Source organism: Veronia pacifica, from assembly GCF_001707825.1.
Lineage (GTDB): Bacteria > Pseudomonadota > Gammaproteobacteria > Enterobacterales > Vibrionaceae > Veronia > Veronia pacifica.
This window is the reverse complement of sequence record NZ_LYBM01000003.1, coordinates 96398-117469: the sequence shown is the minus strand read 5'-3', so window position 1 is coordinate 117469 and position 21072 is coordinate 96398. Positions and strand designations below refer to the sequence as shown.

At 44.1% G+C, this 21072-nt stretch carries 17 protein-coding genes and 2 pseudogenes; 9 read left to right on the top strand and 10 right to left on the bottom strand.

All coding sequences use genetic code 11. The features are described from left to right. Nucleotides 1-158 precede the first annotated feature (158 nt). Complete coding sequence (locus A8L45_RS03310; RefSeq protein ID WP_068899192.1) at nucleotides 159-1136, bottom strand: TDT family transporter; 978 nt, start codon at nucleotides 1134-1136, stop codon at nucleotides 159-161. Between the two features lie 1458 nt (nucleotides 1137-2594). On the opposite strand from A8L45_RS03310, the gene A8L45_RS03305 reads away from it, so the two are divergent. Both A8L45_RS03305 and A8L45_RS03300 read left to right on the top strand, forming a co-directional pair. Continuing rightward, nucleotides 2595-2894: a DUF6916 family protein gene (locus A8L45_RS03305; RefSeq protein ID WP_068899190.1), complete on the top strand. Its 300-nt coding sequence runs from the start codon at nucleotides 2595-2597 to the stop codon at nucleotides 2892-2894. A 521-nt stretch (nucleotides 2895-3415) separates the two neighbouring features. Beyond that, nucleotides 3416-3853, top strand: a complete 438-nt coding sequence (locus A8L45_RS03300; protein ID WP_068899188.1) for a hypothetical protein — start codon at nucleotides 3416-3418, stop codon at nucleotides 3851-3853. Between the two features lie 35 nt (nucleotides 3854-3888). Here A8L45_RS03300 and A8L45_RS03295 read toward each other — a convergent pair whose 3' ends face one another. Next, nucleotides 3889-4455 (bottom strand): hypothetical protein, encoded by a 567-nt coding sequence (locus A8L45_RS03295; RefSeq protein WP_068899186.1) that lies wholly within the window; start codon nucleotides 4453-4455, stop codon nucleotides 3889-3891. A 592-nt stretch (nucleotides 4456-5047) separates the two neighbouring features. On the opposite strand from A8L45_RS03295, the gene aroG reads away from it, so the two are divergent. Next, nucleotides 5048-6103 (top strand): 3-deoxy-7-phosphoheptulonate synthase AroG, encoded by a 1056-nt coding sequence (gene aroG, locus A8L45_RS03290; protein WP_068899355.1) that lies wholly within the window; start codon nucleotides 5048-5050, stop codon nucleotides 6101-6103. A gap of 58 nt (nucleotides 6104-6161) precedes the next feature. On the opposite strand, the gene A8L45_RS03285 is transcribed toward aroG, so the two are convergent. Next, nucleotides 6162-7295 (bottom strand): amidohydrolase, encoded by a 1134-nt coding sequence (locus tag A8L45_RS03285; RefSeq protein ID WP_068899184.1) that lies wholly within the window; start codon nucleotides 7293-7295, stop codon nucleotides 6162-6164. Between the two features lie 405 nt (nucleotides 7296-7700). On the opposite strand from A8L45_RS03285, the pseudogene glgC reads away from it, so the two are divergent. Then, nucleotides 7701-8923 (top strand): annotated as a pseudogene (gene glgC / locus A8L45_RS03280) (glucose-1-phosphate adenylyltransferase). Next, nucleotides 8910-10397, top strand: coding sequence for a glycogen synthase GlgA (gene glgA / locus A8L45_RS03275; protein WP_068899182.1), 1488 nt, complete (start codon nucleotides 8910-8912; stop codon nucleotides 10395-10397). The pseudogene glgC and the gene glgA overlap by 14 nt, the downstream one beginning before the upstream one ends. 116 nt (nucleotides 10398-10513) lie before the next feature. On the opposite strand, the gene folX is transcribed toward glgA, so the two are convergent. Beyond that, entirely contained in the window at nucleotides 10514-10891 is a 378-nt protein-coding gene (gene folX / locus A8L45_RS03270; protein ID WP_068899180.1) for a dihydroneopterin triphosphate 2'-epimerase, read from the bottom strand. Nucleotides 10892-10917: 26 nt separating this feature from the next. After that, nucleotides 10918-11631 (bottom strand): dihydromonapterin reductase, encoded by a 714-nt coding sequence (gene folM, locus A8L45_RS03265; protein WP_068899178.1) that lies wholly within the window; start codon nucleotides 11629-11631, stop codon nucleotides 10918-10920. Between the two features lie 132 nt (nucleotides 11632-11763). Here folM and A8L45_RS03260 point away from each other — a divergent pair, with 132 nt between their 5' ends. From A8L45_RS03260 to lplA, 4 genes are all read left to right on the top strand, one after another. After that, a complete protein-coding gene (locus A8L45_RS03260; protein WP_068899176.1) occupies nucleotides 11764-12477 on the top strand; it encodes an SDR family NAD(P)-dependent oxidoreductase in 714 nt (237 codons plus the stop codon). A 104-nt stretch (nucleotides 12478-12581) separates the two neighbouring features. After that, complete coding sequence (locus tag A8L45_RS03255; protein WP_068899170.1) at nucleotides 12582-13319, top strand: 5-oxoprolinase subunit PxpA; 738 nt, start codon at nucleotides 12582-12584, stop codon at nucleotides 13317-13319. 287 nt (nucleotides 13320-13606) lie between these two features. Further along, nucleotides 13607-13912 carry a hypothetical protein gene (locus A8L45_RS03250; RefSeq protein WP_068899169.1) on the top strand — a complete coding sequence of 102 codons (306 nt, stop codon included), beginning with the start codon at nucleotides 13607-13609 and terminating at the stop codon, nucleotides 13910-13912. Between the two features lie 113 nt (nucleotides 13913-14025). Further along, complete coding sequence (gene lplA, locus A8L45_RS03245; RefSeq protein WP_068899168.1) at nucleotides 14026-15042, top strand: lipoate--protein ligase; 1017 nt, start codon at nucleotides 14026-14028, stop codon at nucleotides 15040-15042. A 206-nt stretch (nucleotides 15043-15248) separates the two neighbouring features. Here the strand turns inward: lplA and A8L45_RS03240 are convergent, their stop codons facing one another. The 5 genes and pseudogenes from A8L45_RS03240 to A8L45_RS03220 all read right to left on the bottom strand — a co-directional run bounded on the left by A8L45_RS03240 (nucleotide 15249) and on the right by A8L45_RS03220 (nucleotide 20870). Beyond that, entirely contained in the window at nucleotides 15249-16427 is a 1179-nt protein-coding gene (locus A8L45_RS03240; RefSeq protein WP_068899163.1) for an ABC transporter permease, read from the bottom strand. Then, nucleotides 16424-17596, bottom strand: coding sequence for an ABC transporter permease (locus A8L45_RS03235; RefSeq protein ID WP_349266989.1), 1173 nt, complete (start codon nucleotides 17594-17596; stop codon nucleotides 16424-16426). The genes A8L45_RS03240 and A8L45_RS03235 overlap by 4 nt, the downstream gene beginning before the upstream one ends. A gap of 8 nt (nucleotides 17597-17604) precedes the next feature. Continuing rightward, nucleotides 17605-18596: pseudogene (locus A8L45_RS03230) on the bottom strand (HlyD family secretion protein). Continuing rightward, a complete protein-coding gene (locus A8L45_RS03225; protein WP_068899160.1) occupies nucleotides 18593-20020 on the bottom strand; it encodes a TolC family protein in 1428 nt (475 codons plus the stop codon). Before A8L45_RS03225 ends, A8L45_RS03230 begins: the two are co-directional and overlap by 4 nt. Nucleotides 20021-20510: 490 nt before the next feature. After that, a complete protein-coding gene (locus A8L45_RS03220; RefSeq protein ID WP_068899158.1) occupies nucleotides 20511-20870 on the bottom strand; it encodes a hypothetical protein in 360 nt (119 codons plus the stop codon). Nucleotides 20871-21072 lie beyond the last annotated feature (202 nt).

Here is a 21072-nt window from a genome sequence, read left to right as displayed (position 1 = left end):
TGAGACTATTTACTTGAAAGCCACTATTTTAGTGGCTTTTTTAATGGACAGGTAAGAGAAGTGGTGTTGCTGATACACAAAATAATAGGTTTATATTCCTCAATGCGTCAGTCGCTAGGTCAAAAGCAGAGTAAAAACATCACTATTTATTTTGGCCGTTAGCTATTCCCTAATCGAAGTCTTTGTCTGATGTTTCTGCCGAACAAGTTTGGTCCAAAGTGCGTGACGTATTTGAAACACACCCAGCAGACAATAGATGTCGCAATCATCAATTCAATTACTCCAAACGCTGATAACCAGAACCATTCATTTGAGGTAGTAGATAGCCATTGTGATAGCTTCTCGACTGCCACGGCGCTTATCACTGAGGGAAATGTGAGTGCCGCGAGACCAGGGTGAAATGTCTGTCTAAGCAAGTTTATGCAACAGAGATAAACGAATATTGTCATCACAATTCCAACAGCACCCAGAGCACCAACAATGACGGGATCTGGTGTATTGAAATTTGTTAGGTACGCTGAGAGAGACAAATTCACAGGAGCAGCCATAATTGCTAACACTGGACGGCAGTGCCTCTGGAGTCGGCCCATAAATGTGAGTCTATATAGTATGACGGGTAACATAATGAAATACGCGCCGATGCAGAAATGCATGAGCTGTAAAGATTCACTCGAGAAACCCAGCTTCGTGCCTGCGAGTGTACTGCTAATCATACCGACAGGGTAAAGGAACCAACTCGGATAAAGTTGCCTCATATCAAAATGTATCAGTTGCCAAGAAAAGAAAAACAACATCATAAAGACATGAAGAACAAATGCACCGTATAGCAGGAAGGTAGCAGAGGTAACATGGATTTGAGCAAGATAGTCGGCAATCAACATCAGGGCCATGGACATTGGTGCCATCAGGCTGCCATAGAAAGGGTGTTTGAGATCGGAGATGAACCTATTCGGGTCAAAAATATACTTTAGACATACAGGCAGCACCAACACAAAACCACACAGCGTGGTGACGAGACGAAGCCCGCTACTGTGATCTGGAACATGGAGAGACCATGCGATACCGAGTCCAACAACAGCCATAGCCAGAGACGCTTGAGCTGTCGGAATGGCATGAAACGGTGAACGAAATTTCATCTGATTCTTTATTTAGTGAGTTGTGGTTTTGTATACCGTTGTAATTTGAATTTCATATCTTTAGTGATTAGATATAAAGGTTAACGAGATTAATTAACTCGACAATCAATATGGATGCTAAGAAATATGTGATGTGCGGAGAGTCCGTGTTTATGCAGTCGTGTACTCAACACTAAATCTACTCTGATTTCTTATTTATCTTATAAAAATGTAACAATGCATATAACTTGCCTTTATTTCATGTTTATGTGATCGATATCTCTTTGTGTGATCGAGCTCACAGGTTGCGTGAGGACTATTGGCAATAGTAGTAACTGAGTGCTTTTATTAAACCGTAACCTGTACTGTTTTTATCGACGCGATAGCGTTTGTCATCATTTGGAGGACTCTTTCTCATCAGAGAAAAGTATACAGGTTACATGACAATTTGGAATGTTTAACAGCGTAATTAGTACGCAAAAATGATTTTGCCTTGCACTATTTACAATGGTCCATATCCTATCTCCTAGTGTGATGGTACGAGGCCTGGAAGCTCTACATAGTGAGCAATGTTGCAAGGTGTAAAAGGTTTCGTTTTTATCGGAACCGACACATCAAAGCCGCCGGCGACTCTGGCGGCTTTTCTCTTTTAGACATGTGTCAATATCTTGAGTGCCTTCCAACTTTTCAGCTCGTGGTAGGGTTGCACATGAAGTCGAACGGTAACCTGAAATATACTCGCCGCTCTGCCTTCAAACGACCTGTTTTTGTTTGTTTGGGTGAATCTATCCAGCCAGTTTGATCCCGCCACTGCCTCACAGACATATACATTGATGTGATCCAGTTATATTAATAGACATTCTGGTATTGAAAAATAAGCCTTCCTAAATAAAAATGATAATCATTATCATCTATTGGCGAGGTGATATAAGAATTGCATCAAAGAACTTACGATTTTTTTGCTGCTGAACAGCGACATTTATTGACGTTATTTGGCAAGCTTAATTGGGTTGTGATAAAGATAAACCCAAACAGGTAACGGCGAATCCTTTATATAAATCAGAGATTTAAGTCGTTAGTAGAGTCGAGTTGCTGCCATTGCTCTGACATTAGAAATATTAAGCACTAATGCGAAGTATTTTGTTTTAGTCGAGCATATTTATAAAACGTTATGCAAGGAGGTAACGATGAATAACAAACTCCGTAGATTGTGGTTTTATCAAAAAACGAAAACGGAAAAACAAAAGCTCAATAAGTTAAAGTGACAAACCTATCGTCATAAACAGAAACGCCAGTTAACTGGCGTTTCAATGCTCACATCAATATCACGTCTAATTTCATGTCAAAAAGCTATTGCTGATCACAGCAAGTTACAGATTAATCAACTAATTATTTAGAGTGGACTAAAAAAATGTCTATGCTTTAAGAGTCTGTTTTAAATCTTTTCATGAAGATTAATAACGCTGTTGGGAGTGCTCGATGAATGTGTTGTCCTGGGAAAATATATCCAAGCTTGAAGGTCAGAATGTGATGGTGCTGGATGGTGCAGAAAATGAGTTCGACGTGCTTATTGAATCAGTGCTTGAGCACGAAATGAATGGCGAAGTACACGAAGGTCGGAATGTCGAGCGTTACACGATTGTATTGTTGGGGCCAAACCACGCTGAATTCCCGCAAGGCAACTATATCGTTTCCCATCCCTCAATGGGGCAACAGATATTATATATGATACCCGGTGAAGAAAACCGTTACTCCATTACGATAGACACCACTGCCTAGCAAGGTCTCTCGGCTACCTTTTTCAAGCTCTTTTCTGTTTGTTTGCATTTTTTAATGTGAATCCATGGGGTTTATGGCGCAAGCCGTTAAGACCTTTTTGATGTCTCATGTTGAGAGATCAAATCGCGTAGTCACTACATTCAAATTGATTAACATCGAATCACTTGATACCACGAATTATGCCCGTTTCGAGATAAACTGTTCGAGGTTTAATCTGTCTTTCTGAATTTTCTTGCAGTCACTCTTTAAAGTAAGTATTTTGGCACGGAGTTTGTCAATAACCCCCTTTTCTGAATATCCATATGCGATTTAATTTTGTCAGGTACCTAGACCGTGCTCCATTTGACCGAGGTAAAATGAGGTTTTGTGTCGTTTAAGGACATTGATTTTTGTCGCAGAGTTGAGCTGGATGAGGCTTCACTCACAATTATTCATTTAACCTGGTTCAATTTGGCTGCGGTAAAGTTCGCTTTCGATAAGCTAGTTACTTGTGGTGGCTTCGGGGGTATATGGAGGTACACATGTTTGCTTGGTTGAAAATGATTTTGATTGGCAGACCAGTCAAGTCAACGGACTGGGTGCTGACCTTATTAAAGATTAACAGTTCAGGAAGCTATAAGGATTTTAAAAAGTATTACGATAAACATGTCACGTTGATTCACACCAAATACCTATCAGATTTCGTCAGATTTGAGCGGTATGCAAAGAAGAACTATAAGAAAGACGATCAGAAGATTTTCATGGCCATTAAGACTGCTATGTACGCACAAAAATCTAAAAAAGTGAAAGTTGCGGCATGCATTACAGCATCAATCATAAGCTTTAACAGAGATAAAATAGCAAAAAACAAACCACAGATTCATCCGCGCTTACAAAAAGCTGCATTAGCTATTCATAAGCAGCTTGTTATGTCACAGAAGTCTTCAACACCAGAAAAGAAAACCGAAGAGCTTTGGTAGGATCGTTTCTTAGGTAGTCGGAGGTAATGCTCCGACTATTTATTTCTGATACTCAGTTTGAAACTGTCAGCATAGATCCCATTCGCCATATACGTCAGGCCAACTGAGAAGTGCTCAGAGAGGTGAATTCTGGTACCGAACTCCAGGATAGCCTCAGATTCATCTCCGCCGTAAGAGACATTTCCTAGAGTAACCGTCGCGTCAAACATTGATGAAATGTATGATGTCGCGCCTATGCTAAGCCCAATTGCTACGTCGCCAAACTCTTTTTCCTGTTCATGCTGTTTCTTAATACTGATTATTTGTGCGTCTCCCTCAAGATTAATGAACTGGGTAAAGGGAGAAATAAATCCGACCCCACTTGAGATCACCCAGTCTCCCTCAAGCTGACTACCCGCACTCATTGAAACGTAGCCCATAGAGGAAAAAGGAAATTGCCCCTCGACCAACACTGTTGACCCGCCATCAATCAGGCCTACATCAAGACGAGTGTCGGCTGGTGCCAGATATCCTGATGATGTATATGTTGCTGCATGTAGAGGGAGCGACAGTAAAGAGGCCATAAGGGTAGATGTTAATACTGTTTTTTTTAGTAAAATCATGATTGTACGCTCCCAGACTTAATTGATAGTTTTAAGTGTAGGAAAGGTATGACATATGCATCAATTGTGATTTTGTAGGTTAGGTCATATTGCTAGCTGAAAGTATTACTTTGTTACTTTTGTCATCACTCTTTTTACTGACTGTGGTATTTACTGAGTCGGTAGGGCTTAAACAGTGAATCAATAGAGTGGTATTTTTACACAACCAATGACTTTTTTTACTCATCTACCGTTAAATGAGAGGTTTGAAGGTGAAAGTGGATCGTTAAGTTCTAACAGTTCGGTTGCTAAAACCCCAAATTAAAAAAGGTTGGGGACAAGGTCTATTTTTACTGGTTTACGGTATTTTGACTGCAATTACACATCACCCGAACTCAAAATTGTGTTTTGAGCAGAAGAAAAATGATGAAAAAATGACCTGGCCACACTTGGCAAGTCGAAATCATGATTTTTCATCAAGAACATTGTAAAAATATGTTTGCACTAGAGGTTATATGGGGTTAGGTTAATACTCGGCAAAGGAAAAATGTTTAGCGAGTTAGTGGATACGTTAAACGTTGAATGTGATGTAGAGCAGGATAAGAAAATGAGTATTTACCAAACTGATGATGTCCGCATAAGCGAGATCAAAGAACTTCTTCCTCCAGTAGCCATTCTGGAGCGTTATCCATCCTCTGAAACCGCGTCTGAAACGGTATTTAAATCCCGTCAGGCTATCCATAATATTCTGAACGACAAAGATGACAGGCTGCTGGTAGTGATTGGCCCATGTTCAATCCATGACCCTCAGGCTGCTGTCGATTATGGCCGAAAGCTAAAAGTATTACGCGACGAGCTTGCTGACGATCTTGAGGTTGTCATGCGGGTTTATTTTGAAAAACCGAGAACCACCGTTGGTTGGAAAGGCCTGATTAACGACCCTTTCCTCGATAATAGCTTTAAATTGAACGATGGACTGCGTATCGGACGCAAGCTGCTGCTTGATATCACTGACTTGGGTCTACCCACAGCGGTTGAGTTCCTCGATATGATCACGCCTCAATATATGGCGGACCTGATTAGCTGGGGGGCGATTGGCGCTCGTACCACCGAATCACAAGTTCACCGTGAATTATCCTCTGGGTTGTCTTGTCCGGTCGGATTCAAAAACGGTACTGATGGAAACATTAAGATTGCAACTGATGCAATCCGTTCTGCCGAATCACCTCACCACTTCCTATCAGTGACTAAATACGGGCACTCCGCTATCGTTGCCACTGCTGGTAATGAGGATTGTCATATCATCTTGCGTGGTGGTAAGGCACCAAACTATTCGAAAGAAGATGTAGATAAAGTCACTGGTGAGCTCGAGTCAGCAAAACTTCGTCAGAAGCTAATGATAGATTTCAGTCACGCCAACAGCAGCAAGAAGTATGAGAGACAAATGGTGGTCTCAGATGACGTATCTGCTCAAATAGCAGAGGGTAACGACGCAATATTTGGTGTCATGATTGAAAGTCATTTGGTTGAAGGACGTCAAGATCTGGTTGTCGGTAAAGAGCTTACTTACGGCCAGAGTATTACTGATGCGTGCATAGGTTGGGAAGATACAGAAAAAGTACTTAATCAACTGGCTGCCGCCGTCAGAGAGCGCCGTAGCAAAAAATAACATTATTTATACAGAACGAAGCCCGCCGCCATGGCGGGTTTTTTGTGTCCGGTGACAGTTATCGCGTTTTGAGTCCATTCATATTCCGTATGATCTTCTCAAACACCTTACTTGAGATATCGATTAACGTATCCGGAAAATCATACGTTGGGTCATGAAGGGTCGGGTGCTCGTTACCACTGCCTATCCCAAAGAATGCTGAGGGCCACCGTGAGGAAAAATGTGAAAAGTCTTCAGACCATCTCATTGGCTCAGTAAGTCTCTCAGAGTCAAATCCCAGCTCTTTACAGGCTTGAAGAAGAATAAGGTTTGCCTCGCTGTGATTGACGATCGCCTTAAAGTTGTCGACCAGTGTCAGCGAGTAGAGAAGTTGAAACTTATTGGCAATCTCTTTAGCGATAGATTTTATTTCCGCGCATTTTTTATCGAACAATTTATTGCTGTTACTCCGGGCTGTTAGCATCAGGGTGCCGTCTTTAGGCGTTGTGCCAAAAGCGGGCTGACCAGCATGGACGTGAATAATAGTGACAAGAAAATGAGAAGTGGCATTTGATTCGACAATGAGTGATGTTCGCTGAATGAGTTCAATCAATGCTGGTGTTGGATCAACGCCTTGCTCGGGATAAGCAGCATGTGCTTCTGTTCCTTCGAACTTGATTATGATACCGGTTGATGCAAAAGAAAACGTGTTATCGCGAGTGAGAATTTGCCCAATCGGATAACCGGGAATATTGTGGTAACCAAAACAGTAATCTATCTCGTCAAACTGCCAGTTATTATCCTGTAGCATCGCTTCAGCGCCGCGCCCGTTCTCCTCAGAGGGTTGAAAAACTAAGTGAACGCTCCCTCGTTGGAGATTGTTCTCTCTTAATCTGGATGCCAGGCATACTAGACTGGCAGCATGGCCATCATGACCACAAGCATGCATGACACCTTGACACTCTGAAACGTGATCGTGCTGAGACAATTCATCAATTGGAAGTGCATCAATGTCGGCGCGAAAAAGCAGGTTAGGGCCGTCGCAATCACTGTCAATTTTGACGACTACACCATAACCACCAATGCCTGTTACGGGTTTATAACCTAATTGACGCAAGGTATTGGCGATATAATTTGAGGTCCAATTCTCTCTACCTGATATTTCAGGGTGGCGATGCAGCTGGTGACGGAAGAGAATTGGATTGAAATTCATGTTACGTTCTCGCGTTCCAAGGTTACGAGCATGTTACTCTAAGCATTTCAATAGTCAAAATTTGTGAGCTGAATCCAATTATTATTTTGGCTCGTTTATCATTATTTCTTTGCGTTAATGAGTCACTTGTAATCATTTATGAGGTGGTATGTTAACTCTTAGTTGGGCTTAATGGGAGATGTATTAAGATAATTGAAATTATTTTATAAATAGCTGATCGCAATATAAATTTCATTTTTATGCACTAGTGTTGCGGCTGTCACATTTTTATATTTATTGCCTATTAATCGCCTTATTTTCCATCTGATTGTATTTATTTCTTGTCGTCTCTCAAAAACATCAGGGGTATACTCCAATTCACTATTAAAACGGATTTATTTATTTGCTTTGCTGCAGGAGGATTTTATGGCTAAGGGTGTACTCGGAATGGTTTTGGCGGGCGGTGAAGGCTCAAGGCTGCGACCGCTCACAAACAACCGAAGTAAGCCAGCTGTGCCTTTTGGGGGGTCTTACCGCCTAATTGATTTTGCTCTCAACAACTTCCTGAATGCAGATCTTCTCCAGATCTATGTTCTTACTCAGTTCAAATCACAATCGCTCAATCACCACCTCAAGCAGGGTTGGAATATTACCGGCCTGTCAGGTCGTTTTATCGATACGATCCCTGCACAGATGAGAATGGGTAAACGTTGGTATGATGGTACGGCAGATGCTATTTACCAGAATATTCGTTTTATCGAGCTGGCTGATCCGGCGCAAGTTGCTATTTTCGGTAGTGACCATATTTACAAGATGGATATCCGCCAGATGCTGGATTTTCATAGTGCCAAAGAATCCGCTCTCACTGTATCTGCGCTTAAAATGCCAATCGGTGAGGCATCAGCATTTGGTGTTATTGAGGTTGATGAAGAAGGACGCATGATTGGCTTTGAAGAGAAGCCAGCGAATCCAAAATGTGTGCCCGGCGATCCAGAACATGCTCTGGTATCTATGGGTAACTATATTTTTGAAGCCGATGTTTTAGCCAAAGAACTGACTGAAGACGCAGAAAACGAAAACTCAAGCCATGACTTCGGCAAAGACATCATTCCAAAACTCTATCCTCAGGGTAAAGTGTTTGTGTACGACTTTACACAAAACTCTATCCCGGGTGAAAAAGATGAGGTCTATTGGCGTGATGTGGGTACGATTGACGCTTACTGGGAAGCGCATATGGATCTTCTGCAGGAAAATCCTCCTTTCTCTCTATACAACCGTCAATGGCCGTTGCACACCTATTATCCGCCGCTACCGCCAGCAACATTCACTGATGCAGGTGAAAATAAGGTTAAAGTAACTAACAGCCTAATCTCTGCTGGTAGCTACATCCAGGGTGCTCAAATTCACAAGTCAGTACTTGGCTTCCGCAGTAACATTGACCATGGCACACTGGTGAGTGAGTGTGTAATGCTGGGTGACACCAAAATTGGTAAAAACTGCCGTCTTCGCCGTTGTATTATCGACAAAAATGTCGAGATCGCTGAAGGCACCGTAATTGGTGAGGATATTGAGCTTGATCGTGAGCGTTCGACGTCTCGCCTGAGGGTATCGTGACTATTCCCAAAGGTATGAGGATTGGTTTTGAGTGATCTGAATATTCTTTTTGTCGCCTCTGAAATAGAGGGGCTGGCTAAAACCGGGGGGCTGGCAGATGTTGCCAAATCCCTGCCTAAAGCACTACAAAGCAAAGGCCACAGTGTTCGGGTTGTTATCCCTTGTTATCGTTCAATAGCGGGTGCATTCGACGCACCCGTTGTTCTCGAAGCAGCAATGATGACAGAGCAGGACGTTTATGTTGACTATCAGGTTCGAGAGCTTGAAACCGACGGTGTCAAGGTATGGGCGATAGACTGTCGCCCTTATTATGATCGCAATGAGCTTTACGCTGAAAATAATCAGGCCTATTACGACAACGGTGAGCGTTTTGCATTCTTGAGTGCAGCTGCACTTGATCTGACTGAGAAACTGGACTTCTGTCCAAATATTATTCACGCCAACGATTGGCACACTGGTTTAGTGCCTTTCTTGCTGAAAAATCGCCACCAAAACAATCCGTTTTTTGCTCAAACACGCTCAGTGCTTTCTGTTCATAATGCTGTGTTTAAAGGTGTGTTTTCTTACGCCGAGCTAAGAATCATTCCAGAGCTCACTCGGGAGCGTTTTGCCAATATTGAGATTGACCCTCATCATGTGGCTTTCCTTAAAGCGGGTGTGGCCTACGCCGATAAAATCAATGGCGTAAGCCCAAATTATGCCACTGAGCTTGTCACTGATTTAGGCTCTCAAGGAATGGGCTGGGATTTTGCTGCCCGCGCCAACGACTTAGTGGGTATTGTGAATGGCTGTGATTATGGCGACTGGAATCCTGAAACGGATAACCTGATTCCTCAGAAGTTCAAAGCAAACAAAACCAGCATGGCTCGCGGCAAAAAAGCCTGTAAGAGAGCATTGCAGAGAGAGGTTGGTCTTGCACAGAAGGATCTGCCTATGTTCGGTATGGTGTGTCGCCTGACCGAACAGAAAGGATTGCAATATCTGCTGCCTATTCTGAATCACTTCCTGGTCAACCAGGTGCAGTTAGTGATAGTAGGTGCGGGTGATCCTGCCATTGCTCAACAGCTGCGCACCATTGCGAGTGAAAATGAATCTTCGTTTGCCTTCGTGGAAGCCTATAGCAACAAGTTAGCGCATTGGGTTGAAGCTGGCGCTGATTTCTTCCTTATGCCCTCAGAGTTCGAACCTTGTGGTTTGAATCAAATGTACAGCATGGTCTACGGCACCTTACCTCTGGTTCGTAATGTTGGTGGCTTGAAAGATACTGTTATTGATTATGACCTGAACCCAGAATTTGCGACAGGTTTTGTGTTCGAACAGCCTGAACCTATGGCTCTGTTAGTTGCTATGCAACGCGCTCTGCTGCTTTACGCTCAGGATCCGACTGAGTTTAAACGTGTTCAGATGAACGCAATGACATGCAGATTTGATTGGGAAGACTCTGCTCAGCAATATCAGGATCTTTATCAGTCGGCTTTGGCATCTCATAAGCACGGCTTACCAGCGTGATGGCGCGTCGACAGTATTAAACATAAAAAAGCGCTGCTTCTTAAGAACAGCGCTTTTTATTTTTCAGTTTGACCTTAATAACAATAGTACTCAGTTATTTATGCTTGTATCTGTAATTAGTCGGAGATTTGTGAGGCTGGTTTTGACCAGCTCAAACTCAGTGATACAGAGTCTGCAAAGCGTAATGCGTGAGGCTTATCTATCGTGACTTTTGCGTAGTTAACCCAAGAGTGATCGGTGCAGATATCTAATACATCAGAAACGAGCTTTTCTAACAGTAAAAAGCGGCCATTTTCTACATGTTCTATTACCGCCTTGGTGATGACTTTGTAGTTGAGGGCATCATCCACTGTATCATTCAGGCATGCTTTTTCACCCGGGTAATGTATTTCGATATTTAGCACAACATCTTGACGTTTTGCCTGCTCTTCAGGATTAAAGCCTATGTAAGTTCTCAGACGTAAATTGGTGATCGTGATAATGGCATTGTTCATGTTCATTCCCTATTTTTATCTTTATTTCACTTTAAGGCTCTACCGCCATCCAGCCGAAGTGTCTGACCTGTCATATAGTTACTTTCCAGTAGGTAGCTAATTGCCTTAACGACCTCTTCTGCGCCGGGTGCAACTTCAAGCAATGATTTTGCCAGCGCTTTCTTCTTATAATTGTCATCATCCCACTCATTAAACATGATTAGCGCCGGCGCTATGCTGTTCACTTTTACGTCAGGCGCAAGCTGCTGTGCAAATGAAAGTGTAAGATTGTCGAGTGCAGCCTTGCTAGCTGCGTACGCTAGATGTTTATGACTCCCTTTTTGCACCACATAATCAGTCATGTGGATAATGTCCACACTGGCTTTCCCTGTTCTATCAAGCTTTGATGATAATCCAAGATTTATCAGATAAGGCGCTTTTGCATGAACCTGCATCATCTCATTCATTAGCTCAGCTGGTTGGTCAGTATTTTTTTCTGCATTCCAGTCTGAGGCGTTGTGGATAATGGCGCGTAAAGGAGGATTGAGGCTTTCAACCTCAGAAATGAAAGACGCGATGCCCTCATCAGTTGAAAAATCAGCTTTCAGGCAAAAGACTCCCTGCGACTCCAGCTCATCGATAGCCGGGCGATGAGTCCGGAAAGAAGCAATGACCTTGAATCCCTGAGCAATAAAGTGTTTTGCAGCGGCAAGACCAATACGTTGGCCTGCACCTGTGATCAAAATACAAGGTTGGTCCATAAAAAATGAGGATTCCTTTTTGTAAGATAAGCTGTTTGGATTGTGTTTTACGTACTAAACGCCATTGTGGCTTAACACCACGAAAAATAAATCAATATTTCGAATATTAGCAAAACAGCAGGAGACTGATGGATGACAGGTACAGTATTGGTGGCTGGCTCACACGGAACGATTGGACGTGCACTAATTAAATCGTTATCTGATAAAGGGTACAGGGTCGTGACCGTGAGTAGAAAAGCTGAAAAGCTGGCAGAAAGCGATAATCATCTCGCAGTGGAGTTGACGGAGGAAAGCTCAGTCGCTCTTGTTGGACAGTGGCTGAAAGATAATTTGATTGAGCTTGATGGTGTTATTTGTTGTTGCGGCCAGCTTCACCAGGATGGAAATTTACCAGAGAAAAACTTAAAGCAGCTCAATCAGGCGTGGTTAGCGAAAAGTATGTCAGTCAATGTCGTCACGCATATGCATTTGGCTCAATCTGTTGCGCCCTTTATCAAAAGCAAAAGCCGTTTACGCTGGCTATCAGTCAGTGCCAAAGTTGGCAGTATTGAAGACAATCAGCTTGGTGGCTGGTACAGCTATCGTATGAGTAAATCAGCACTGAATATGTTGGTGAAAAACTTATCTATTGAGTGGCAACGTAAGGCGTCAGGTACGTCAGTGATTGCTGTTCACCCCGGTACAACACCTTCTGCGCTGTCCGAACCTTTTACAAAAAACTGGCCCAAAGACAAACTGTACCCTGATGACGTGACCGCTAATCGGATCACGACTATTTTTGAATCTTTGACACCTGATGGTTCAGGAAAATTGTATCACCATGATGGAACAGAAATTCCTTGGTAATAAAAACAGAGGCTTGACGACATTATCACTAAAAACCGTAAAAGCCTTGCTGGAACACTGCCCAAAGCTGTCCGACAATAAAAAGACGATGGGGGAGGTGAGCCATGAAACTGAATTGCGATATGGGTGAGAGTTTTGGGTCTTGGGTGATGGGAAAAGATGATGCAGTTATGCCGTGGATAGACATGGCCAACGTTGCCTGTGGCTTTCATGCGTCTGACCCTGACACCATGGCAAAGACTGTCAGGCTGGCGTCTCAGCACGGTGTGGTCATAGGTGCGCATCCCTCATACGATGACAAAGTTGGTTTTGGACGTCGTTCAATCCCTCACACCCTCAATCAAATAAAACACCTTGTCGCTTATCAGGCTGGCGCCCTTGATGCGATTTGTCATCAGTACCAGACACATATCAGTTACATCAAGCCACACGGTGCGCTTTACAATGACATGATGTCTAACGTCAAAATGTATGAAGCTGTCGTCGGCGCAGTGGCTTCGCTACCCGGAAATCAAGGGCTGATGCTGCTTGCTTCATCAGACATGACAGACTACTCGAAAATAGCCGAAAGCTATGGTGTGAATTTGATTCGCGAGGCGTTTGCTGACCGTGCATACACGTCTGGAGGAAGTTTGCTACCAAGAAACCGAAACGGTGCGGTCCTGAAAGATAATGAGGCGATAGAGCGTCAGGTTTTACAGTTGGCAAAAGAGGGGACAGTTACGTCGATAGACGGTGAAGAAATCAAACTGGATGTTGACACTATTTGCGTTCACGGCGACAACGAAAGCTCAATTGCAATGATTGAGCAGTTAAAGAAAGCACTGGATAATCAGTCATAAGTGACGGTGTCACTTTTTAATTGTGGCGAATATGTGTACCAAGGCCAAGTTAGTATGTCTTTCTTTGCAACCAGTAATTATCTGTTCAGGCAGTCTCACAAAGCAGTGTCATGTAAGCGGCAATTCCGCTGATGGTATGATGCTATCCCAATAACACGAACGTAATAATGTCATCTATTGTTTTAACTTCATGTTTCTTATTATTTTATTCACAGCTGCGTGAGCTCATTCGATATTACGCTGAGTAACTCGATGAGAATATGTCTGAAACCGACTAGAGGCCATCAATGAAACCAACACACAGAACGGTTCGAAATTGTATCTTATCTGCTTTTACAGCTTTGTTCCTGACGATAGGTTCAGCATCAGCCTGCGAGGAAATGCACAGTACTGACGTTGCGTCGATAGAGAATGCCGATCAGATGACTGCATATCTCAAACGGAAGGGATTTATCACGGAGGACATGTCAACAGAAAAGCAGCATGAAGTGCTTTTGGCATTTGTTCGTGAACCAAAAGACTTTTTGCCTAAGAAAATGACATTACCTGCTCTGAAGGATGCGCCAACACTGGATGCTAAGGGAGATTCGTGACTTTACGCCATTTTAGGCTATTGTCGCTGATTATCACGGCCTTGTCTCTTTACTGTCATTATTAACTTGAGTAGCCTTTGGCAACATTTTTCATTTTATGAATAAGGTTTCCAATGGCTACCATCCGTGTACTCATTTCCACTTCTGTTAATCCTCTTTTCAACCTCGCCGTCGAGGATACTATCTTCCGATCTATGCCGACTGATCAGAAAGTTCTATTTCTATGGCGTAATGACAATACGGTTGTCATCGGCAGAGCTCAGAACCCTTGGAAGGAATGTAATACAGGGAAAATGGAAGATGATGGTATTACGTTGGCTCGTCGTCAAAGCGGTGGGGGAGCGGTATTCCATGATATGGGAAATACAAATTTTACCTTTATGGCGGGAAAGCCCGGCTACGACAAGAGTGTATCAACAGAAATCGTGCTCAGTGCCCTAAAATCGTTTGGTATTGATGCCTACGCAACGGGCCGAAATGACCTTGTTGTGAATATCGACGACACGGAGAGGAAATTCTCGGGCTCGGCTTATAGAGAGGCCATGGACCGGGGCTTCCATCATGGCACTTTACTTTTGAGTGCTGACATGACCCGCTTGGCAAACTACCTCAATCCGGATAAGAAAAAGCTGGCAGCAAAGGGAATTTCATCGGTTCGCGCACGAGTAATAAACCTGTCTGAGTTAGTACCCGAAATCGAGCATCAGACGGTATGCCAGGCCATCCAGCAATCATTCTTCAACTATTATGATGAAGAAGTCGAACCTGAGCTCATCTCCCCAGAAAAGTTACCTGACCTCCCCGGTTTTGAAGAAAAGTTTACTACGCAATCCAGTTGGCAATGGAATTTTGGTAACACACCAGAGTTCAGTCACCAGTTGAGTGAACGTTTTGATTGGGGTGGCGTTGATGTTCACTTGAATGTTGTGAAAGGAAAAGTCACTGAAGCAAAGATTTATACCGATAGTCTTGACCCTTCACCACTGGAGTTTTTATCGGAAAAGCTGGTGGCGCAAACATACACAGAAGATGGAATGCGAGAAACAATAGAATGGGCAATAGAAGTCTTCCCGCATCATAAAGAGGCGATGACAGAACTCGGTGAATGGCTGGTCAAAGCCATTAGATAAACTCTCCTGTTCAACACGGCGACGGTTCGCATACCGAAATAGAATACGTCGCCGAAATCCTTACTACATCCACACGCCACGTTTGCGACATTAGCCAGAACTCATTCTTTGTTGATTTATCAATATTGAATACTGGACGTTCGGTATGGACAGTAAAAAAGAACCCCGACGAGGTCGAGGTTCTTTTTTATCTATCGTTGTCGATACTACTGACTGGTAGTGATGTGTTTATGTTCGTTTCGGAACATGCGCTGAGCGCCAAAGAGCAACAACGCAGCCAGTGAAAGGTAACTGATGGCCTGCAACAACAACTGCACAACATAATGTATTTCGTCAGCAGGTGTCGCTCCCATTTGGTTTAACTGCAGCACTGCTGGGATAACTGCTGTTGAAGGGATGATCTGCGCCAGTCCCTGAAGCCAAACAGGCAATGCGGCGGTAGGCCAAATAAAACCTGATACGAACAGCATCGGCATTGAACTGACTAATATTGCCAACGATAGGCTCTCAGCCCGTTTGAATAAATAGCCCAGTAGAATACCTAATCCAGAAGATGCGAACAGGAAGGGGAGAACCACAGACGCCAACTCAATGGGATGAGATAAGCGGTTGATGCCGTTTGCTTCAAGACATGCTCCGAGATAGTACATGGCCATAATGGCGTAAATAGCAACAATGACCAGACTGCGGGTCAGAACTACAAGCAGAGGGTTTGACGTATTCCAGTATGCAGAGGATTGGCCTTTGCTCACCATCTGCTGACAACCAATAAGTGCAGAAGCCAGCATCAGTGTCTGTTGAAGAATCAACATAAACACGCCCGGTATGGCGTAGTTTCCGTAACCCATCGTAGGGTTATAAACAGGTGTCAAGTTGAGATCAAAGGGCGTGTACTGCTTGGATGCCAGAGCCAATGGTGTATTTCGCAATACTGATTTCGCTACTTTCACCTTGGCGCCCAAGTCTTTACCCGCATTAACTACGCCCGTGACCACAGTGCCGTAAACCAGAAAGAAAGATGCATCGCCGGCAACGGATACCACCGGGCTTTTTCCCATCAACAGGTCACGATAAAAGTGCTCAGGGATACTCACAACACCATCAATAACGCCGGTGGCAATTAACTCAGCCGCAGAATCTACCGTTGGAAGCTCACGAGTGACAGTGATTTCAGGAGTGGCATCCATCATTCGGGTAAACATGCGGCTGGTTTGACTGCCGTCCTGATCGACAATGGCGACAGAGAGCTCTCTCGGCGTTTGTTGTGAATAAGGCACAGGGTAGAGGAGTGAGTAGATGATCACCCCACCGAACACGGTAAATACTGCAGCCTGATTGGTAAACAATGCCCGTATTTCCTGTTTTAACAATGAAAACCAACTCATTGGCTGACTCCTGTGACTGACTGTGCCGCCTTACGAATGCCACGATATTTCATTGCGACCAGTAGCCACGCTATCCCAAACATTGCCAGCGCCTGAAAATGCGGCAGGCTCTGCAGTAATGTAGCCCCATAGTTAAATTGACCTATTTGCACACTGACATAATGACTGACTGGTAACATAGCGCGCCAGTACTGGGCAAACGCTGGCATCTCGCTGGTTGGAAAACTGACCCCCATAAATGCGAAGGCGGGTGCTGTGTATCCAGCGGCCATGCTCATAGCACGAACAGGATCACGGGTGCCGAGATAGAGCAGGCTGCCGATGGCTATGGCCGCCAGCACGAGCATGGCTTGAGCACTGAATAATATCAACCAGCTGCCGTTCATCGGCCAGCCAAGACCAAAGTGCATAACGGAACCAAACAATATCCCCATAGCCAGTAAAGGTAAGAAGATAGCGATGCTCTTGGCGGCGATTTTTGCAACTGGTCTTTCACGTAGCCAGTGTTCTATTCCTACTTTTCTGTCTGTCACAGTGAGCGAAAATATTGCTGCGGACACAATAATAATTTGCCAGATCGCCGGTATGACCGCTGAGACCAAGAACTGAGCATAGTTGGTTCCTGCGTTGAACAGCGGCACCATCTGGAACCTGATGGGTACTGACTCGCCCAGCGCCTGTCTGCTGACCGTGGTGCCTTTCATCATGTGTCCCTTGGTTTCCACCATGGCAGCAAATGTTGAGTGCGCCTGTGATAGCGCAGAGCTGATCAGCTTACCGATGAGAATATACTGGCTATTAAACATAGCGTTGACGTTAGGTTTCTCTCCCCTTAACGTCTGCTTCTCAAATTTCAATGGAATCTCTACCATAGCGAATACATCACCACGGTTCATTGCTTCGGCTGCTTCATGGGTTGAGCTGTAATGGCTGACCAATACTGTCGGACTGGCATCATAATACCTCACCAAAGCGCGAGATAATTGTGAGTTATCCATGTCGACCACAGCGACGGGCATTTCGCGTGCCGTCCCCGCTGAAAAAATGAGCCAGATGACGGCGAACAGGAACAGGGGTAGCCAGCTTAATAAGGCAGTGAGCCATCGGTCTGAACGGATCCATCGCCACTCCTGCGCGAGCAGCCCGGAAAATCCTGAATTATTCATCATTCAGATACTCAGGCTTGTTCAGGGCTTTTAGTGACCAGAATACTCATACCAGCTCTTAGTCCTTTAATCGGGTCTACTGGGCGAGCCTCAACCTCAAAAGTACGCATGTCATATCCCTGTTGACTACTGGTTGCACGCCACGTAGCGAAGTCACCCAGAGGCGCGACATAGTTAACTTTGAAATCAAAGGACTGATCACCTAACGCCGGAATTCTCGCGGAGAACACTGAGCCTTTTTCGAATTGTTTCAGCTTGTCTTCACGAATGTTGAAAACGGCCCATGCGTCATCTAAATCAATCACAGTAACAACAGGGAATCCCTGTGGCGCGAGTTCACCCTGATGTAACAGGATTTGGCTCACTTCACCGCTGTAAAAACTCTCAATACGGGTATCAGCGGTATAGGCTTCTACTTCAGCTACTGCACCTGCTGCCATGCGTAGTTTTTCCTGAGCAGCGCGTTTGGTTTCTACGCGAGCACCTTCTTTTGCCATGTTGTACATTTGCAGTGCGGCATTTTCAGTGTATTTTGCTGCCTTCCATTGGGTGTAAGCTTCATCACGTTTTTGTTCTGCGGCTACACCATCTTTATACAGGCTTTCGACGCGATTGTAGGTTTTCTCCATTAGCTCAGCGGCAGCTTTGGCTTTCTTCCATTGGTCGCGTGCCGCATCGATTTCCTGCTTACGTGCACCTGTATTGGCTTGGTCTGCCATGGCATCAGCGCTTCCTGTCCTGCCTTGGCTTGCTCAAGTTTGGCATCGAGTTCAGGGCTATAGAGGGTGAAAATCAGCTGACCTTTGTCAATCTGCTGTCCTTTATGAACCAAAACTTCTTCAATACGGCCCGGTACTTTTGAGGAGATGCTGTATTGTTGTGCCTCAATCTGGCCTTGGAAAATTTCAGGTTGTGGCTGATAAGCCTCATAAAAGCTATATCCAGTCCAGCCAACGAAAGCGGTGCCCGCCACTGCCAAAACGGCTGATTTAATTTTACTCATGATGTTACCTCGCCGTTAATTGCTTGACGTTGATAAGTTGAAAAGTCATCCATTTGCCCACTGACAGCCAGCAGACGGGAGAGTGATAGCACGTACTGATACGCAGCAGAGAGTTGTTGAGTTTTGGCACCGACGACGAATAGCTCAGCATCAATAACATCAAGGGAGGTTGATAGCCCCTGAGCAAATGCTTTTTCGCGCAGGCGAAGGTTCTCTTTGGCCAGTTCTACACTGGATATGAGGCCTTTATATTCCTCTAACGCCTGTTGTGCTTCCCGCCAATTTTTCTCTACCAGTAAGGATAAATCGCGTTCTGCCTGAGATCTGAGGTGGTTTACCTGAGTCACCTTACTATGCGCAGCTTTGAGGCGATCTGAGCGGCCAGTGTTGTCAACAAGTGGAATATTGACACCTACACCTACCATCCAGTCAGGTTTAATTTGGTCAAGTACGCTGTCGCCTTTGTGTAAATCGTAATTACCGAAAACATAGACATTCGGCGCGTATTTGCTGCGTTCAACCTTAATCAAACCATTGGCTTGTTCTTGTTTGGCATCCAGAACCTTGAGTCCGGGATACGAGGCAAGAGTCTGATTCAGAAAAGGCGAAAAGGCTGGTACCTCTGACTGAGTGAACAAAGGAGAAGACACTGAGATATCTTCGTCGCTTTCCACCATATTGTTCAGAGCTGCATTAGCAATTTCCAAATCCCGTTCTGCTTTTTTGCGCTCCGTTTTTGCTTTGTCGTAAGAGACTTCTGCCTGAAGGCGTTCAACACGGGCAATTTGTCCTTGTTCTTCCATCTTGGTTGCGTGCTCAAGATGTTTTTTCAGGCTCCTTTCGGATTCAATGCGGGTATTGAGGACTTCATGGGCAAAGACAGTGGCAAAATAGACTTTTGACAAGTCCTCAAATTTCGCTTGTTGCTCCATCTCCAGCAAATATTTTGCTTCATCGGTTTTGGCCGCTGCAATATCCTGTGCTGCTGTAATTTTTCCACCGGTAAAAATGGGCCAAACCGCACGTATAGAGCTATTAAATATTTCATCGCGCAGCACGTTGTCACGGAAGGAACGGTCTATCGATGCACCAAGGTTGGGGAGCAGTTGATTAATTTGCCGGGCAATCTGAGGGTCAAGCTTACTGCCAATATACTCTGAAGGTTTAAAGTCTGTACTGTCGTCCAGTCTGACATAAGTGGCACCGAGCGATACAGAAGGCAGATTGTAGCCGTATGCCGCTTTTTCCATTTGCGCGGCGTAGTCCAGACTGGCCTGCTTAGCGGCCAGAGCATCGCTTTGACTGAGTACTTGTTGCCAAGCCTCAACAAAGCTCATTGTCTGTGCATTGGTTGCCGGTGCAAAAAGCGATAGCAGTGTCAGCGCAAGAGCAGATTTCTTGGCGAAAGGTATCTTTGCAAACATGGTAAATCCTGTGATTATTAGCAAACCGATTATAGAGTAAAGACTCTAAAAAGAACAAGAGAGAAAGATGCTTGTAATCGATCACATTGTCTTTATTTACATTTTTCGAGGCTTATTTACATTTTGACATTTAAAATCTGCCGATGTTTGAACAGAATTTTAGACCTTAAAATGTTATCAGCACCGCCACAAACCACACCAGAGAGGGTAATTTCTAAAATTTGGGCAGAATGTCTATAAATTTACAATGCTCTCATTTCTCCATCGTATTTCGCGCTGACCAATCAAAATGTTGAACTGTTTTTTGGCATAAGATATAGATGATAACTGAAGGGGAGTCAGACCAACTGTCGTTTCCATACGTTGAACTCGCCAGTACTGTGTTTTCGCAATAACGCTCGATTTAAAGGGGAATCACAATTGATGCGCATTGGCTGATACCAGTGAGCCGAATGATTATCTTCGTTTGATTCCCCATTATTTCACTACTCTACCAAGTGAGCTCGTCATTAGATGCTTTCATCTGCTCAGCATACATCGTCTGAATAGTGTTGTAGTTACACATGCCGATGCTGCAATATTGATTAATGACTTGATCGAGCATTTGTCTGTTTTTCGCTTTGGTGAGTTTTTTGAATGAATTCAGTTCTTCTTTTTCCATTAAGCGAAGTGTCAATGGATCTCCCATGCCAATTTCGGTGTAAGTCTTTTTAACTCTGGCTTTGATTTGGGCAATAACCTCAGATTTGTTCTCTTCAGTACCTTTAAAGTCCAGTGGATGGATTAGGCCCTGAGCGGCAGCTTTGAAGGAAAGTAGCGTAACTAAAAGAAAAAATATCCTCTTTATCATGAAATCTTCCTCATCGTTCCCAGAAAAATTAAAGAAAGTGTCTGCGTGATTAAAAAATTTGTCAGGTTAGTTGGAATACTAGGAGTAATAACCGTCAAGATTTTTAGTCAAGAGTATCAGCGTGCGAGTGAAATCAGTATTTCAATGAAGTGCTGTGTGTCTAAAAATATGATCAGTTATTTTTACAGTATGCGAAATGTGG

Excerpts from the sequence above, each read along its gene's own strand:
- A8L45_RS03310 (WP_068899192.1), bottom strand. The coding sequence starts at position 1,136 with ATGAAATTTCGTTCACCGTTTCATGCCATTCCGACAGCTCAAGCGTCT.
- A8L45_RS03305 (WP_068899190.1), top strand. The coding sequence starts at position 2,595 with ATGAATGTGTTGTCCTGGGAAAATATATCCAAGCTTGAAGGTCAGAAT.
- A8L45_RS03300 (WP_068899188.1), top strand. The coding sequence starts at position 3,416 with ATGTTTGCTTGGTTGAAAATGATTTTGATTGGCAGACCAGTCAAGTCA.
- A8L45_RS03295 (WP_068899186.1), bottom strand. The coding sequence starts at position 4,455 with ATGATTTTACTAAAAAAAACAGTATTAACATCTACCCTTATGGCCTCT.
- A8L45_RS03285 (WP_068899184.1), bottom strand. The coding sequence starts at position 7,295 with ATGAATTTCAATCCAATTCTCTTCCGTCACCAGCTGCATCGCCACCCT.
- folX (WP_068899180.1), bottom strand. The coding sequence starts at position 10,891 with ATGAACAATGCCATTATCACGATCACCAATTTACGTCTGAGAACTTAC.
- folM (WP_068899178.1), bottom strand. The coding sequence starts at position 11,631 with ATGGACCAACCTTGTATTTTGATCACAGGTGCAGGCCAACGTATTGGT.
- A8L45_RS03260 (WP_068899176.1), top strand. The coding sequence starts at position 11,764 with ATGACAGGTACAGTATTGGTGGCTGGCTCACACGGAACGATTGGACGT.
- A8L45_RS03255 (WP_068899170.1), top strand. The coding sequence starts at position 12,582 with ATGAAACTGAATTGCGATATGGGTGAGAGTTTTGGGTCTTGGGTGATG.
- A8L45_RS03250 (WP_068899169.1), top strand. The coding sequence starts at position 13,607 with ATGAAACCAACACACAGAACGGTTCGAAATTGTATCTTATCTGCTTTT.
- lplA (WP_068899168.1), top strand. The coding sequence starts at position 14,026 with ATGGCTACCATCCGTGTACTCATTTCCACTTCTGTTAATCCTCTTTTC.
- A8L45_RS03240 (WP_068899163.1), bottom strand. The coding sequence starts at position 16,427 with ATGAGTTGGTTTTCATTGTTAAAACAGGAAATACGGGCATTGTTTACC.
- A8L45_RS03235 (WP_349266989.1), bottom strand. The coding sequence starts at position 17,596 with ATGATGAATAATTCAGGATTTTCCGGGCTGCTCGCGCAGGAGTGGCGA.
- A8L45_RS03225 (WP_068899160.1), bottom strand. The coding sequence starts at position 20,020 with ATGTTTGCAAAGATACCTTTCGCCAAGAAATCTGCTCTTGCGCTGACA.
- A8L45_RS03220 (WP_068899158.1), bottom strand. The coding sequence starts at position 20,870 with ATGATAAAGAGGATATTTTTTCTTTTAGTTACGCTACTTTCCTTCAAA.